A 16662-nucleotide genomic window follows, 5' to 3' on the forward strand; every position below is an offset into this window, starting at 1 on the left:
ATATAAGATATATTTTAATATTACTTATTATAATATCATAAGAAACCTGTTGTTCAAAATGTATTCACATTTTTTGTGGATTAAAAATAATATTTATAAAAAACTGCAGTGACAAAATCTAACTGCAGTTTTCATAAGCATTGACAAAATCAATCAACTATATTTCCGGGACTAAGAATTCCATTTGGATCAAACGTCTTCTTTATTCCCTCCATGATTTGAATCTCCCGTTCACTAAACTGAATGCCTAAATGTTTCTTTTTTGTTTTTCCGGTCCCATGTTCTGCTGTTATTGTACCGCCGTACTTTATTGCCGTCTTATATATTTCCACCATTAACTCTTCATAATAGGAAGGTATCTTGCCATTTTCACCCATGATGAAATTATGAATATTTCCATCGGCAATATGCCCCAGAGATACTATGTCATTATTATATTTTTTAGCCAATGCAGCTATGTCATCAAAGAAATCCGGTACACTTGAAGGAGGAACAGCTGTATCAAGTACATCTGCCAATACTTCCTTATAAGAATCATAGGCAGCACTTCTTATCTCCAGGATATTCCTCTGTTCCTTTGCAGTTTCTGCTATAATGCTGTTAACTGCATTGTGTTTTTTACATATATCAACAATCTTTTCACTGTTTGAATACAGTTCATCTTCGGTGTGTTCATCCAGCACAAACATCAAATCTATGGAACCTTCGGCAGCAGGCCAGGTAGTACCAAGCTTTTTTGCAGTCTTTACAGCAGCTGCCCTATCCATATACTCTACCGCCAGCGGTAAAATACCTTCCTGAAGTATTTCCGGTACTGCATCACAGGCTTCTCTCCTGTTATTAAATGAAACCAGAAGTGTACCAGAATACTTATTTACAGGGTAGAGTTTCAAAGTCGCCTTCGTAATGATTCCAAGAGTTCCTTCACTGCCAATCACCATATGAAGCAAATCATAACCCGCATTATTTTTTATGAGCTTACCACCAAGTGTAACTATTTCACCTGTCGGAAGAACAACTTCCAGTGCCTTTACGTGATTTCTCATGATTCCATGTCTCACAGCCTTTGAACCTCCAGCATTTGCAGCAACCATTCCTCCTATTTGTGCCCCTTCATCCCCTGGATGTATAGGGAAAAACAATTTACTGTTTTTACTTAAGAATTCCAGCAGACTACCTAAAGTAACTCCTGATTCAACAGTTATCATTAAATTCTTTTCATCTAGTTCAACAATACTGTTGAGCCTTTCAAGTGATAAAACAATACTCGGTTTTATAGGTATAGTTCCAGCACACACTCCTGTAGCTCCACCTCTGACAGCCACAGGCATCAAAACCTCATTGGCATATTTTAATATTTGAGATATTTCTCCCGGCGAACCAGGTTTAACTACTACACAATCTTTTGACGCCTCTGGTCTCAATAAAGGTTCTGTCTCATCATAAAGATAACTTTGCATTTTAGATAGTTCATCTACAACCCAATCTTCTCCTACAATTTGCCTTAAATTTTCAATCACTTTGTTTTTCAACTCTATTGCCCCCTATTTTAATGAATCATTCAATTAAATTATATTCCTTAAAAATTCCCATATACTTCAATGCTTGTACAATTTATATAGGTTTTAAATCGCAAATTTATGTAAACGTTATACATATAAAATATACACTATCAATATTTTACATATATTCGCTAAAAGTTAGTTTACTACAAATTTTTGGCAATGTCAATAAATATTATAAACATTCAGAAATTTCGTATTTGACCCATGGCGTATTTTTAAAATATCCGTAGATATTCACATATATTTTATTGCAATAAGGTTATCAGGCATATTTAAATTTTGAATTTATGACAATTTCATTTTATAATAGATTTTATATACAGGTGAAGATAGAAAAAAGTAATAAATAGTATCATAAAGAGAAGCAGTGGTTGGTGTAAACTGTTTGATATAATTTATGAAATACATTCTTGAACCGCAGGCTGAAATTTCTAATAACTAGTAGGCTGAGCCGTTTAACTTGCGTTAAGAGTAAGAGATAAACAATAATTTGTTTCTGAAATAGGGTGGTACCACGATTAAGCTTCGTCCCTTAATCGCAGGTGCTTTTTTTATTACCACCTTGAAAATTTCAGAAATTCACTTTATTGCTTAACTAGGGTGGTACCACGACTGCTTCGTCCCTTGGCCAGGGGCGTTTTTTTATTGTTCAATTATAAATGAACAGCTGACAATGCACAATTTAATTAAACTACAAAACTTTAGAATTCGATATTTGAATTTATATTAAGAGGGGGTCATAAAATGAATATATCGCTGATAATCATAATTCTATATATATCAATGCTGTTTATAATAAGTTTTTTTGCTAGAAAAAAGGCTCTAAAAGGGGGAGAAAGTTATACTCTTGCAGGAAGACAGCTAACTACTCCCCTTGTAACCTGTTCACTAATAGGTCTTGCCATAGGTGGAGCCTCTACCATAGGTGTTGCAGAACAAGCTTATGACATAGGTCTATCTGCAGGCTGGTATAACGTGGCCTGGGGTACTGGAGCCATTTTGATGGGATTCCTAACAGCGGGAAAATACAGAGAGTTCAATGTAGCCACTGTCCCTGAATTATTTGGAAAATTCTATGATGAAAAGGGAAGAATTGTCTGTGTTATATGTCAGATAATTATTCTCGTAGTAATTGTATCCCTTCAATACATTGCAGGAGGATCCATTTTATCTTCACTGCTTCCTGAAGTATTCACATTGAAAACAGGTATGGTAGTTAGCGCCTGTGTATTTATAGGAATAACCTTCATAGGAGGAATGTGGTCTGCAGGATTATGTAATATGTTTAATGTTCCCATAAAATATACGGGAATTATACTATGCACCCTGCTGGCAGTAGCTTCCAGAGGAGGATTTGAAAATATAAAATTACAGCTTCCTCAAAATATACACTATTTCAGTCCTGTAGAGGGTACTGGCATATGGATAATTTTAAGCTGGTTTCTCATTATGATCACACAGGTTATGTCCATGCAAGGGCCTGTACAATTAGCTTTTGCCGCCAGGGATTCAAAAACCGCAAAAAGAGGATTTATAATAGCAGGGCTTCTCATGATTCCAATAGGATTTTTATGTGCTTTAATAGGCATAGCAGCTAAAACTTCTTTTCCCAATGTAAGTGCAACTCTGGCTCTACCTAAAATGATACTGTCTCTAAATCCCATAGCTGCAGGTTTGACTTTGGCAGCTCTCTGGGCCGCAGATGTATCTACTGCTTGTAATTTACTTTTGGGGGCATCTACGTTGTTTACCCAGGATATATACAAATCCTTTATAAATCCAAGAATAAAAAGTGAAAAGCTCATAGTAATGAACAAGACATTTGTAGTTTTAATAGGTATATTGACATTTATATTAGCTTTGTCCATGTCAGGCATATTAAAAACTATATCGATAGGTTTAAGTCTCTGTACAGCCTTTACCATAGTATTTTTATTTACCATATTCATGCCAAGTCTATGTAGAAAGAGTTCCGCTTTTTATACTACTTTAACAGGTATTATAGTGTTATTATTATGGGAAGCTATACCTTCTTTTAGAATTTTTCCACATGTAATATTTATGGAATGGCTGACTTGCCTCTGCGCTTTTCTGTTAATATCCATATTGGACAAAAGGACTATATATGTAAATACTAAATCTGAATCGGTCGGAAATATCATGTAATTTAAACTGAAATAAAAGCTGCAGTAAAATCTATTTATCTGCAGCTTTATTTTATCACAGAGATTAGGCTTACATAAATCCAATAATTACTTGTTCAAAGATATCAATCCATTATAGTTCCTGGGTTAAGAATTCCATTTGGATCAAATGCATTTTTTATATTTTTCATAATTTCAATTTCCCTTTCAGTAAACTGAAGGGACATATGCTTCTTTCTCGTCTTTCCAGTACCATGCTCTGCAGTTACTGTACCTCCATACTTTAAGGCAGTTTTATACATCTTTTCTTTTAATTCCTCGTAGTAAGAAGGCAATTTGCCATTTTCACCCATGATAAAATTATGAATATTTCCATCGGCAATATGTCCTAAAGACACGATATTATTGTTATATTTTTCAGCAAGAGCTGCTATATCATCAAAGAACTCGGGAACCGTTGATGGAGGCACTGCTATATCAAGTGCATCCGATATATTATCCTTATAAGGCCCATAGGCATTGCTCCTTATTTCAAGAATATTTCTCTGCTCCTTTGCAGTCTCAGCTATAATACTATCCACCGAATTGTATTTTTCACATATCTCTACAATCTTTTCACTATTGGAGTACAATCCATCTTCTGTAGGCTCATCCAACATGAATATCAGATCCACAGAACCCCCATTGTCTGCAGGCCATTTGCTGCCAAGCTGCTGTGCAGCTTTTTCCGCCACAATCCTATCCATATATTCCACCGCCAGCGGAGTAATGCCATCCTGCAGTATTTTAGGAACTGAATCGCAGGCTTCCCTTCTCGTATTAAAGGAAACTACAAGAGTGCCCGTATACTTGTTTTTGGCATAGAGTTTCAAAGTGGCCTTTGTAATGATTCCCAGCGTTCCCTCACTTCCAATCATCATGTGGAGCAGATCATAGCCCATATTGTTTTTTATAAGCTTTCCTCCAAGGTTAACTATTTCACCTGTTGGAAGGACTACTTCCAGTGCTTTCACGTGATTTCTCATGATTCCATGCTTTACGGCTTTCGTCCCACCGGCATTTGTGGCAACCATCCCACCTATTTGTGCCCCCTCATCTCCTGGGTGTATAGGGAAGAACAATTTGCTTTCACTTCCCAGCACCTCCAACAGATCTGCCAAAGTTACCCCTGCTTCAACAGTTATCATCAGATTCTTTTCATCCAGCTCAACAACCTTATTGAGCCTTTCAAGAGACAGAACTATTCCCGGCTTTATCGGTATGGCTCCACCTACAACTCCTGTACCTCCTCCTCTTGTAGTAACAGGAATCAGGTTCTTGTTGGCATATTTTAATATTTCAGATATTTCTTCCGGCGAACCGGGTTTAACTACCACAGAATCTTCTGATGCCTCCGGCCTCAACAGCGGTTCAGTTTCATCATATAGATAACCCTGCATCTTAGACAAGTCATCCAACACCCAGTCCTCTCCTACAATTTGCACTAAACTTTCAATTATTTCATCTTTCAATGTTATTGCCCCCTTTTTATGAATTGTCAAACTGTATGCTTATTTTTTATTTCATCAATCAATTCAGGTATTATTTTATACATATCTTCTACTATTCCATAATCCGCTACGTTGAATATAGGAGCAGATGGATCCGTATTGATTGCCACTATAAACTCCGATTCCTTCATACCCGCCAGATGCTGCGGTGCTCCTGAAATTCCACAGGCTATATATATTTTAGGTTTTACTCTGTTTCCGCTGTATCCTACCTGAAAATCTTTTGAAATAAACCCATCATCTACAACACTTCTGCTTGCACCAACTAATCCTCCAAGCAAATCTGCCAATTCTTTAATCATCTGGAAATCTTCAGCTTTCTTCAGTCCCTTGCCTGCTGCTACTATTACGCTGGCATCTGAAATATTTACTTCTTGCTGCTTCAATTCACTTATGACTTTTACCAGTTGGTTTTGCGGTTTTACTGCAGCTACTTTGATAATTTCCCCTTTATTTTGCTCATCTCTTTGTGCTTCATCAAATTCCTTGTACCTTACTGTAGACATCTGGGGATAAGTATCTGTCTTTATGTGGGCCAATATGTTTTCACTAAATGCAGGTCTTATTTGAATTAATTTTCCATCTTCGTCTATTTCAAGGCCTGTACAATCCGCTGTAAGACCTGTATTCAACGCTGCTGCCAGCCTTGGTGCCAGAGATCTTCCAAGGCTGGTGGCTCCTATAAGGAAAATTTCAGGTTTGATTTTAGATATAATCTGTTCCAGATTTATTTTATAAACAAGCTCTTCAGGCTCATCAAATACATCATCTTCTACATAAAAAACTTTATCGGCACCCCTGTATATCAGTTCTCCTGCTTTTATACCACTAGGCCCCAAAAGCACACTGTATACCGGAACATTCAATTTATCTGCAAGCTCCCCGGCCTTTCCGAGAAGCTCATAACTTACCTTGTGGATATTGCCTTTCTTCTGCTCTGCAAATACCAATATACCTTTATACTCTTTCTCCATATTATCAATCCACCACCTTTTTTTCTTCAAATATGTCAACAAGCTTCTCTACTGCTTGAGAAATATTTTCCCTGTATATTTTCCCTTCCCTTTTTGCCGTTTGGGGAACCTCAATTTTTTTAACCTTCGTAGGAGAACCCTTAAGTCCCACTTTGTCTGCGCCCAGATTTTCCTCTAAATCCTTAAAGGTCATAACTTCTATTTCAGCCTTTCTGGCCTTCATCTTGTTCTTAAAAGATGGAAGTCTCGGTACGTTTATATCTTTTGTCACCGTAATAAGCGCGGGTAGTTTTATACTTTTTAAATAAGTTCCCTCCCATATTTCAGAGCAAACCTTGATTTCACTTTCACTTATCTCCTGGATTTTGCTTATATAGCTCCCATGAGGAATATTTAAAAATTCCGCTATTTCAGGTCCAACTTGCCCCGTATCGCCGTCTACTGTCTTTTCACCGGCAATTATAAGATCATATGCACCTATCTTCTCAATTGTACTGGACAATATAGTAGATGTAGCCCTAGTATCTGAGCCTCCAAATTTTATATCACTTACAAGCACTCCCCTCGTAGCTCCTCTTGCAATACACTCCTTCAATGCATCCTTTGCACTTGGCGGCCCCATACTTACAGCTGTTATAGTTGAATCAATCTTTTCACCTATCTGTACTGCCGCTTCCAGAGCATTCAAATCAAAAGGATTAATTTCTGTACCAGCAGATTTACGATCCACCACTCCCCTTTCACTGTCAAATTTTACTTTCTCCATATCCGGTACTTGTTTAACCAAAACTACAATATTCATACAACAGCCTCCATTTCTCTTATAATTTTAACAGTGCTGCAACCAGTACATTATATATGTATGTAAACTGTTCCATTAACATGCTGTTTGCAAATTTTATTAATTTAAAAATAAAAAAGTAGCTCTTTTTCGCTGGGGCGAAAAAGAGCTACCGCGGTACCACCCAATTTTATGCTCAATTGATGTAACGATTTATACAAAAACCGGCTCAGCTTACTAACTATATCTACATTCAGCCTGCAGCTCCTGGATGAGTTTCAATATGTGTATTTACAGGTTCCCACCTAATTCCCGTTCTCTTCAAATATCTTCATATTTACTTTGTCCTATCAAAGCTTTTGTGTTTTTTATTTGTTGAGTTATAGTTTACTATACATTTTTACCAATGTCAATAAATGCTGCAATAAAAATTCAGTTCAAAAACATAAAAAGTGAGTATTTTGCCGTTTCTCATTATCAGGTTTTACCTTTTCTGTGACTATTATATTTGCTTGTCTAAATTCCAACTATCCAGTAAGTTAAGTTTTAACAATTACCAAATAATCATATATTGCACACTACTTTACTCACTCCAATTCCAATTGCATTAGGGCCGACATGACATCCTATACTAAATGCTAAGGGATCATAAGTAACCTGTATATTATCAAAAGCAGCAGATACTTCATTTTTCCATTTTACTGCCATCTCATCATCTAAGAAACTTCCAGCAGCCCCTATTTTTATTCTTAAAGTACTCGGACCCCCAAAACGAAGATTAATATCATCTTTTATTGCCTCTATCATTTTCTTTTTACATTTATTCATTCCTCTGGTTACTGAAAAGGCATCTAATTTGCCTCCTTGAATAGTTAAAACAGGCTTTATATTTAAAACGGAACCCACAGCTGCACCTGCAGGAGTTACTCGTCCTCCCTTTTTCAAATACTCCAATGTATCCACTGCAATATATATACTGGATTCATAAGCATTTTTCTCTAAGATTCTTTTTATATCAAAGGCCGAGTAATTGTTTCTGGATAGGCTTACAGCTTCCATAACCGAGTGCTTTTGTGTAACAGATATTCTATGATTATCTACTACCTCCACACGTCCTTTATATTCCAATGCCAAACTCAAAGCAGTATGACAAGAACTGCTTAATCCGCTGGACATAGGTATATATACAATCTCATCATATCCATCGTTTAAAATAGATTCCCATAAATTTACAACATTTCCTGGAGATGGCTGTGATGTTGAAACATTTTTTCCTGATATAAGGCTATTATAAAATAATTCCTTAGTAATATTTTTTCCTTCAAAATAAATATCATCCTCAATAATGATAGGCATGGGAAGAATATAAATGCCCCATTCTTTTGCTTCACGTTCAGATATTCCACTATTACTATCAGTTACAACAGCTATATTCATTTAGTAGCTTTACTCCTTATTATGACAAATTTAGGTTTATTAAAGGTAACCTATAACCCAAAATCTTCGGTTATATTTTCTAAAATGCAAATACATTAGAATGCTCATTCTGAGCATAAGTATATCTCTACGTAAAAAATTACTGTTTTTTAACCTAAGTCATATAAACATTTTATCATTTTATGCTGAGATTTACAAAAGTCTCTTACAAAAATTTTTAACTGTGTAATCTTATTTATTTTATACTAAAATGGATCTTTTGCCAATATTATCATTGAATTGGTCTTAAAAACTTGAGTTCCTACATACATTAATGATATAATAAAAACTATTAGTAAGTTTTGAATTAAATTTCAAGGCTTAATAACCATTTTAAGGGGGAAAATAAATTGAATAAAAAAACCTTATCTGTTATTATGAGTCTTGTATTAACCGTAATGACGTGCGGAAACGTTTTTGCTATATCTTCTACAGCAAATACGTCAGACGAATTAAAACAAGCTCAATATAACAAAAGGCAATTGGAAGCAAAGGTGGGAGATTTAAATAATCAAATCAATGGCGTAATACAAAAAATTGATGAAAATAAAAAAGATATGAATAGAATCGCCAATAATATCAAAAACACACAGGTTAAATTGAAAATTGCCAAAAATAATTCCCAATTACAAAATGATCTCTTCAAAAAAAGAGTACGAGCCATGTACATAAATGGCACCAATGGATATCTAGAGATCATATTGTCTTCCAAAGATTTAAGTGACTTTTTATCTAGAATTGATACTATTACAAGAGTTATAAAGTTTGATAATGGTATTATTGCTAAACTAAAAAAGAATGAACTAGCTATAGAAATGGAAAAGAAAACTTTAAATACTGAAAACAACAGGTTGCAGTCTTTAAGAGCAAACAATGAGGTTATCTTATCTAAATTAAGTAATGACATAAGCCAGCAAAAGCAGCTGCTTTCTAAAGCAACTGAAAGAGAACAAACACTATTGGCTGAACAAAATTCTCAAAATGCACAAACTTCTTATTATACTGCCATGGCTGGTACTAATGGCGGAAATCAAACCTTGTCCCGTGGAGGATCCTATTCTTATTCTAGAGTCTTCTCCATGCAGGCAACTGCTTACTGTGACAACGGTTATACAGCTTCTGGAAGACCTACTAGAAGAGATGCCGGCGGCTACAGCACTATTGCTGTAGATCCTAGAGTTATACCTCTTGGCTCCAGAGTTTATGTAGAGGGATATGGGTATGCTATTGCAGCAGACATCGGTGGAGCCATTAGGGGAAATAGAATAGATTTGTTCGTACCCTCCCAAGCTGAAGCCCAAAGTTGGGGAAGAAGATCTGTAAATGTATATGTGCTTAATTAACCACATTGCTGAATTTCAAAAACTGCATGCCTTTTATAAAAAGCATGCAGTTTTTTTATAGATATTTATCGCCTACTTTATTCATAATATTCTGTATTACTATTTACATGGATCTTCTCACTTCCATTTTCAGCATAATCATTTTAACATGTTAAGTATAATGTACTTATAAAGTTCCGGAATTACATTAAAAGAATAGGGTAAATTCAACCTCTCCGTATATTTATGCAGATCTTTTCCCTCCCCTCCAAAAACTATTACCGGAATATTAATTTTTTTCAATTCATCTACAGGAAGTTTATAAATTATATCATATCCCACTATATTGGAAATAAGGCTGTCTACAGAAGAATCACTTTCACAGATACCTGTATAACTTGCATCTGATATACCCATAAAAAAATCAGTTTTTACTATATTCTCCTGAAACTCTTCTCTCGCATACTCAATGGTCCCGTCGATAACATCCATGAACTTACTGCTGATGCCATCTTTATTTGCCAGATATTTATGTGGATAATATGGTGGAATAAAGGAAATTATTATCATAGGCTTTTTTTCTTCATATAACTCATATGTTTCCCTCACTATATTTACAGCTATTGTTTGATTGTCCTTTTTCTCCTTCTTCCACACATCAATTTTTTGACTTATATAACTGCTAAAATCATCATATTTATTTTCAACTTGTGAAAGAATGTCTCTATAGGTCATGACACAAGGCTGAAAATGCTCAAGGTCCAAATTTTGATGCGACTTTTTCTCAAATCCATTTCTTTTTTGCGAGATGTTATCCAATACATTCAAAAAAGCCGTATTAGCTAAACTTTTCAATTTTTCAATAAGCTCTTCGTATTTTATTTTAAGAGTCAATACATTATAATATGCTGCAGCATAAAGAGGGCTCTGAACCGAATAGAGTTCCTTTAAATCCATCTGTTTTAAGCACATAGGCGGCGGAGTAACAGTACCATAGGCACTATCTGAAAATTTCTCACTACATTCTAACAGTCTGTTAATTTCCGAAACTATCAAATTTGGATTCAAACCGTTTAATGATTCACCTACATGGGTTTCTTTTCCCACACAAAAAAACAGAGGCATGATCTTACCTACACTGCCTATGTACAATCTCTTACTTTCAATTTCTCCCTTTTCAGGTATACTTGGCTCAGATATTATCATACCACAGTAATTATACTTCTTTTTTTCAGCTAACTTTAGCAGAAAAGGAACTGCTGCAACCATTCCCTCAGAATTGCTTTCCTCCCCGGGCACTATGAGAATCATCACATTTCCTTTAAAATTTCTATTTATACTGAATTCTCTTATGAGCTCCATGTTAAGTGCTATTCCGAACTTCATGTCTGCCGTCCCTCTTCCAAATATCCAGTTACCTGATTCAACATCTCTTCTAGTGTTTTTATCCAATTCCATTTCTGAAATTTTTTTAGTACATTTTTCCACGTCAAAGGCTACAGATTTTAAATGCCCAAATTCTTCTATTCCAACTACATCCAAATGTCCCGATAGTATAAATGTACTTTGATCACGTTCTTTTCCATTTACCGCCGCCCATACAAAGCTTCTGCCCAAAGGATCACCTGCGATATCCTCTATTCCTACATTATGACTATTTTCTTTAAAATAAGGAATTTCCACAATTTTTTTATATATTTTATCCGCCATAATGCTCTCTTGATTTGTTCCAGATATACTTGGTATAGCTACTAATTCTTTCATAGTATTATAGACGTTCTTCTGAAAATCCATTTTTCATTCTCCTTTTCATATTCACTACATTTTTAAATGTGAACATAATTCTATGACTATAAAATATGATTCCAGCATCAATGTAGAAATTAATTATGCATAGCTTTCTTATGAGTATTTAATATTCTGCTTAAAAGAAGTTCATATACAGGTTTAGAATTCAACATATCTGAAAATACATAGGCAGTTACGCACACCACGGAAATTGGCAAAAGGCTAGTAAATGCTCCAGTCATCTCTATAATAAGCACAACACCCGTAATTGGAGACTTTACAACTGATGAAAAATATCCAGCCATTCCAAGTATTATCAAATCGTTTATATACTGTAGATCAAATCCAAATAGTACATGAATAATATTTCCATAAATACTTCCTACAAGTGCCCCAATAACTAGAAGAGGTAAAAATATTCCCCCTGGAGTACCTGAACCATAGGAAGACATTGTAAATAAAAATTTTCCTACTAGTATTACAACCAGCATCTGGACAGTCATATTTGAGATTGTAAGATCAGAAACTAAATCATGGCCTCCTCCCAGCACCTGCGGCAAAACAAGTCCCATAACACCAGCTACCAAAAAAGCTATTACAGGCTTATTTTTTACATTGAGAAATTTTATACTGTTATAAATATCCTGGGATTTTAAAAGTGATTTATTAAATGCCACTCCACATAAAGCTAAAATCATTCCAAGCATTACTATATAACCATAATCTCCAAGAGTCACCACTTTAACATATTTGAAATTAAATACAGGCGACATCCCAAAGAACTGCTTAGCTATAATATCTGAAATAATAGATGCTGAAAAAGCCGGAATTAAAATTTTAGGTGAAAAATTTTTATGAATTTCCTCGAGTGCAAAAATGCATCCAGCTAAAGGTGCATTAAAAGCAGCTGCAAGTCCTGCACTGGCACCGCTTGTCATTAACAATTTTTTCTCCAGCTCAGTTCCTTTAAATAGTCTGTCAACACCTTGTCCCACTGCTGCGCCTATTTGTATGGAAGGTCCCTCTCTTCCTAAAGATAATCCTGCTGCAATTGCCATAACACCTGCTATAAATTTTTTTAATATCACCTTGTACCAATTCATGCTCAACTTTCCCATCAAAATACCTTCTACTTGGGGTATACCGCTGCCGGCCACCATAGAATCACTCTTAACTATACATCCAACTATATAACCTGAAGTTGCGAGGACAACAGTCCATATTGGAATAAACCAGAGCTTTTCAAGCTGCATACCATAAATAAAATGTGCAAAGATAAGTGATTCCTCCAAAAGATACCTGTAACACGATGCTACAAATCCTGTTAAAATACCTACTACTATGCTTCCTAAAATTATTTTTATTTTAAAATCATACCAAATCCTCATTGTATTTACAATATTATTTATCATTTACATCTCCCATATAAGATCTTACAGTACAAACACCAAATAATAATAAAGATTTTCGGTATTAACCGAAAACCCACCACAATTTGACATCTAACCTCTTAACTCTGACATTTAAATATACTATACTTTTACCATATTTAAGAATTATTTGATCTTGTTAAATCCATATAACCCAATGCGGCTGATATTTCCGAAGCACATTCAATTACAGCCTTAACTTTTTGTTCAACATCCTTATTTAAAAGTCTATTTATAGGGCCAGTCATGGAAAGTGCAGCGATAACTTTACCATCCACAAAAAAAACAGGTACAGCTATAGCCCCCAATCCTTTTTCCCTTTCTCCTCTACTTACAGCATATTTATTTTTGCGCACTTCCTCTAAAGACTTACTCAAAGCTTCATCATAATTTCCCAATAAAGCTTTTATTTTCTCGTCTGGTAACGCAGCTAGCAATACCTTACCAGGTGCTCCTTTTTCCAGAGGCAATATGCTTCCAATATTCATAACCAGCCTTAGGCTCTGTCTTGATTCCACTCTCTGTACACAAACACGCTTATTGTTATTTCTCACATACATAGTAACACTTTCATTGAATTTATCTCTCAGTTTTACCATATATGGAAATGCAACTTGCGTAAATTCCTTCTTCAAGATATTTATACTTATATTTCCCAACTGGACAATCAAACTGCCCAGATAATATTTTTTGTTTATTGGATTTCTCCGTAAGTATCCTCTTTTTTGAAGGGTACCGATAAGTCTGTGAACTGTACTAGGAGACAAATTAATTTTATTTGAAATTTCCATCAATGATAATTCTATACCATCAAAAATAAAACATTCCAATATGTCAAAGGCTCTCTCTATTGACCTGGTACTTGAATTTCCATCTGCCATATTAATTCCCCTCTTAAAAATTTTAGTATTAATTACCCTGCTGCTAACTAATATACAATTTATATAATTAGTATTTCATCCTAATTTTTCAATTATCAATATATCATTCATGTCTATTTGTGTCAAGCTGTTGTTTTTGCTAGTCTGTGCCAATTTTAACATTAGATTTTTTCATTTTCTCCAATGATTTTATCAATTTAGGAGAACTTCAAGGCAATCTCCCACTGTTCCTATCTTTGTAATTTTAAAAAGGTTGAAGCATTCCGGAGTAACATGTCTAAATAAGCATAATTCCATCCTTAGGCACTGCCCCTGCTGTAATCCAATCCCTGTAAGTGCTCCCTGAACTGTAATTTTTATCTTATTTTTCTTCGCATAAGATACTATATTTTTGAAAAACATTTTTCACCATGGGCACTACATAATGACTTCCCCCTTTATCCTTGGCATTCTCTACCATTGCCACCACAAGAAGATTTGGATTATTTACATTAACCGCTGCAAACCAACCCAACTCCGTCCCCGTTCCATCTTGCTGAGATGCCTTTATTTCGGCAGTACCTGTTTTTCCTGCTAAGTTCATACCCGGAATATATGCCCCGTGTCCGGTTCCATGTGGATTTTGAACTACCTGCACTAAATCCCTTAAAATGGTATTTGCTATTTCTTTGGAATATACACTTTTCTTCCATATTTCAGCTTTGGGGTGATCTTTATACAGCAAATATGGTTTAACTATATTTCCGCCATTGACAAGCGAATCATATATAGCCATAAGGTGTACCGGATTCAACAATATCTGTCCCTGGCCATAGCCGCTGTCAGCCAATTGAATCTCACTTGTTATCTTGTTATCAGCTGAAATTTGTGACTTTGAAAGTTTATACTCAAAAGGCATAGTTTCTCCAATACCAAAATTCTTCAATTGATTTTCCATATTTTCTTTTCCTATATCAAGTGCAGCTTGTGCAAAATATATATTATCCGAATGCACAAGTGCATTTAAGAGATCACTCGGCTGCCCATAATCTTCCACTCTTGTAATGTAGTATCCTCCCCAGCTGCTGTCTTTTCGCCATTTGAGGCCTGAAACATTCTTGGATTCCTCTGGATTCAGCTTTCCCGTCTTCAGACCTATTGCAGCTGTAATAGGCTTGAAGATGGAACCCGGAACCTGAATGCCCTGAAAGCGATTATAAAAAACCCTTTTTTTATCTTCATTCAAGCTTTTCCATTTATCATTTGACATACCCATTACAAAATCATTGGGATCAAATGAAGGTGTACTTACCAATGAGAGAACCTCACCAGTTTTTGGATTCATGCTTACCCCTGTACCTGCATCTTGCTTTAATTCATCGTAGAGTAAAGTTTGAATCTTTGAATCTATAGTGACTCTTATATTACTGCCATTCTCAACATTTTTCTTTATAATGGTGCTTTTTCTTTTCCCATTTCCATCTACAATATATATATCATAACCATCTCTAGCTCTTAAAACATTATCGTATATCTTCTCCAGTCCGTATTGTCCTATTACATCATCAGCACTGTAATTCTTGTCAGATTTTAAATCTTGGGCTGTAACCTTTCTCACGTATCCTGTAAGATGAGCCGCTGCATCCTTAAGGGGATATATCCGTTCCTCAACATCTCTTACACTTACTCCTAAGCCCTGTTCCAGAAAATTTAGCCTGTCATCGTCCTCTGGCATAATTTTTATGGGAATAAACATATCCTTTTTTACATAGGATTCAGAGAGCTTCTTATCTATGTCCTCTTCTGAAGTATTCAAAAGGGCTGCAATCTGTGCCTTAATATTTTCAGGATTTTTATTAAATTCACCAGGTATAATTCCAACCTGAGCTGCATTTCCATCTTCAGCTAAGGCATTTCCATTTCTATCATAAATGGTTCCTCTTTTCCCTCTTTTAACTTCCACTCTAACTTTATCATTTTTGTCCAGTTTGGGAAATATGGCCTTGGAATCCCATGCAATTTTCCACTCTTTATTTTCTTTTTCTAAATTTATAGTATTTGAAAATTTTATTTCACCAGCTGGAGTATCCATATCAACCTTTACAGGAACCTGGGCTTTTCCATCCTTATATTCTATATCCTTATCAGTGTCAATTTTAACGCTTATTTTTTTTAATTCCATACCGCTGTAAATATTATCATACCTGTTTATAAAATTCTTTTCTGATATTTCCAATTTGCTGTCACTACTTATCTGACGGTACATTAATTTATAATCTTTCTGCACCCATGCCTTTATATAATCATTGCTGCTTTTCTCTACAGCCTTGTTTTTGCTGCAGCCTCCTGCAACAATTAAGAACAAAAGCATGCAAATTGCCAGTAAAAATTTACGTCTCATACATCAACCTCATTACCATATATAAATTTGTAATCTTTTATTATCATAATACATCCGTTTTATTTTCTCAATGAAAATATGGGAAATTCTCAGAGCTATTTTCCTTCCCGTTCTATTAGTATCCTCTATGCCAAATTATATAAATTCATTTCTATCCATACAGGTTTTTAATCTCTGATGAGTTTATAGCAAGTGAACTACCACCACTTATAGAAGTGGATGGCTTCTTAGTCAATATTCCTAATGGAACAAGTTTACCTAAGCTCTAAAGGTCGAACCAACCTCAGTGTATTACCAAAATTATATGGCTAATTTCAGCAGATTTTTGCTGGCGTTTATATCCCTGTCATGGTGTGTGCTGCATTTAGGAC

General features: G+C 35.2%; 11 protein-coding genes and 2 other annotated features. Of the genes, 2 read left to right on the forward strand and 9 right to left on the reverse strand.

The window, feature by feature from the left end; genetic code table 11:
• Positions 1-149: 149 nt before the first annotated feature.
• On the reverse strand, positions 150-1532 hold the full coding sequence (locus J5G60_RS09135) for an FAD-binding oxidoreductase (RefSeq protein ID WP_150357720.1): 1383 nt from the start codon (positions 1530-1532) through the stop codon (positions 150-152).
• 350 nt (positions 1533-1882) lie between these two features.
• Positions 1883-2101, forward strand: a binding site (T-box leader).
• Between the two features lie 208 nt (positions 2102-2309).
• Here J5G60_RS09135 and J5G60_RS09140 point away from each other — a divergent pair.
• Complete coding sequence (locus J5G60_RS09140; RefSeq protein ID WP_150357722.1) at positions 2310-3731, forward strand: sodium:solute symporter family protein; 1422 nt, start codon at positions 2310-2312, stop codon at positions 3729-3731.
• Between the two features lie 103 nt (positions 3732-3834).
• Here the strand turns inward: J5G60_RS09140 and J5G60_RS09145 are convergent, their stop codons facing one another.
• The 4 genes from J5G60_RS09145 to J5G60_RS09160 form a co-directional block, all read right to left on the reverse strand.
• Positions 3835-5220: an FAD-binding oxidoreductase gene (locus J5G60_RS09145; RefSeq protein WP_150357724.1), complete on the reverse strand. Its 1386-nt coding sequence runs from the start codon at positions 5218-5220 to the stop codon at positions 3835-3837.
• A gap of 26 nt (positions 5221-5246) precedes the next feature.
• A complete protein-coding gene (locus tag J5G60_RS09150; protein ID WP_150357726.1) occupies positions 5247-6233 on the reverse strand; it encodes an electron transfer flavoprotein subunit alpha/FixB family protein in 987 nt (328 codons plus the stop codon).
• A 4-nt stretch (positions 6234-6237) separates the two neighbouring features.
• Positions 6238-7035: an electron transfer flavoprotein subunit beta/FixA family protein gene (locus J5G60_RS09155; protein WP_150357728.1), complete on the reverse strand. Its 798-nt coding sequence runs from the start codon at positions 7033-7035 to the stop codon at positions 6238-6240.
• 130 nt (positions 7036-7165) lie between these two features.
• Positions 7166-7377, reverse strand: a binding site (T-box leader).
• A 201-nt stretch (positions 7378-7578) separates the two neighbouring features.
• The gene (locus J5G60_RS09160; protein WP_150357730.1) at positions 7579-8451 is read right to left on the reverse strand and encodes a DegV family protein; all 873 of its coding nucleotides are present in this window, start codon (positions 8449-8451) and stop codon (positions 7579-7581) included.
• Positions 8452-8840: 389 nt separating this feature from the next.
• Here J5G60_RS09160 and J5G60_RS09165 point away from each other — a divergent pair, with 389 nt between their 5' ends.
• Positions 8841-9833, forward strand: a complete 993-nt coding sequence (locus tag J5G60_RS09165; protein ID WP_150357732.1) for a 3D domain-containing protein — start codon at positions 8841-8843, stop codon at positions 9831-9833.
• A 138-nt stretch (positions 9834-9971) separates the two neighbouring features.
• Here the strand turns inward: J5G60_RS09165 and J5G60_RS09170 are convergent, their stop codons facing one another.
• From J5G60_RS09170 to J5G60_RS09185, 4 genes are all read right to left on the reverse strand, one after another.
• Positions 9972-11606, reverse strand: coding sequence for a M20/M25/M40 family metallo-hydrolase (locus tag J5G60_RS09170; protein WP_150357734.1), 1635 nt, complete (start codon positions 11604-11606; stop codon positions 9972-9974).
• Between the two features lie 89 nt (positions 11607-11695).
• Positions 11696-13012, reverse strand: a complete 1317-nt coding sequence (locus J5G60_RS09175) for a ClC family H(+)/Cl(-) exchange transporter (RefSeq protein ID WP_150357736.1) — start codon at positions 13010-13012, stop codon at positions 11696-11698.
• A 137-nt stretch (positions 13013-13149) separates the two neighbouring features.
• The gene (locus J5G60_RS09180) at positions 13150-13911 is read right to left on the reverse strand and encodes an IclR family transcriptional regulator (protein WP_150357738.1); all 762 of its coding nucleotides are present in this window, start codon (positions 13909-13911) and stop codon (positions 13150-13152) included.
• Positions 13912-14272: 361 nt separating this feature from the next.
• Positions 14273-16291, reverse strand: coding sequence for a penicillin-binding transpeptidase domain-containing protein (locus tag J5G60_RS09185; protein ID WP_150357740.1), 2019 nt, complete (start codon positions 16289-16291; stop codon positions 14273-14275).
• Positions 16292-16662 lie beyond the last annotated feature (371 nt).

Origin of the sequence: Clostridium sp. HV4-5-A1G, from assembly GCF_900184915.1 — a bacterium.
GTDB classification, from domain to species: domain Bacteria; phylum Bacillota; class Clostridia; order Clostridiales; family Clostridiaceae; genus Clostridium_B; species Clostridium_B aromativorans.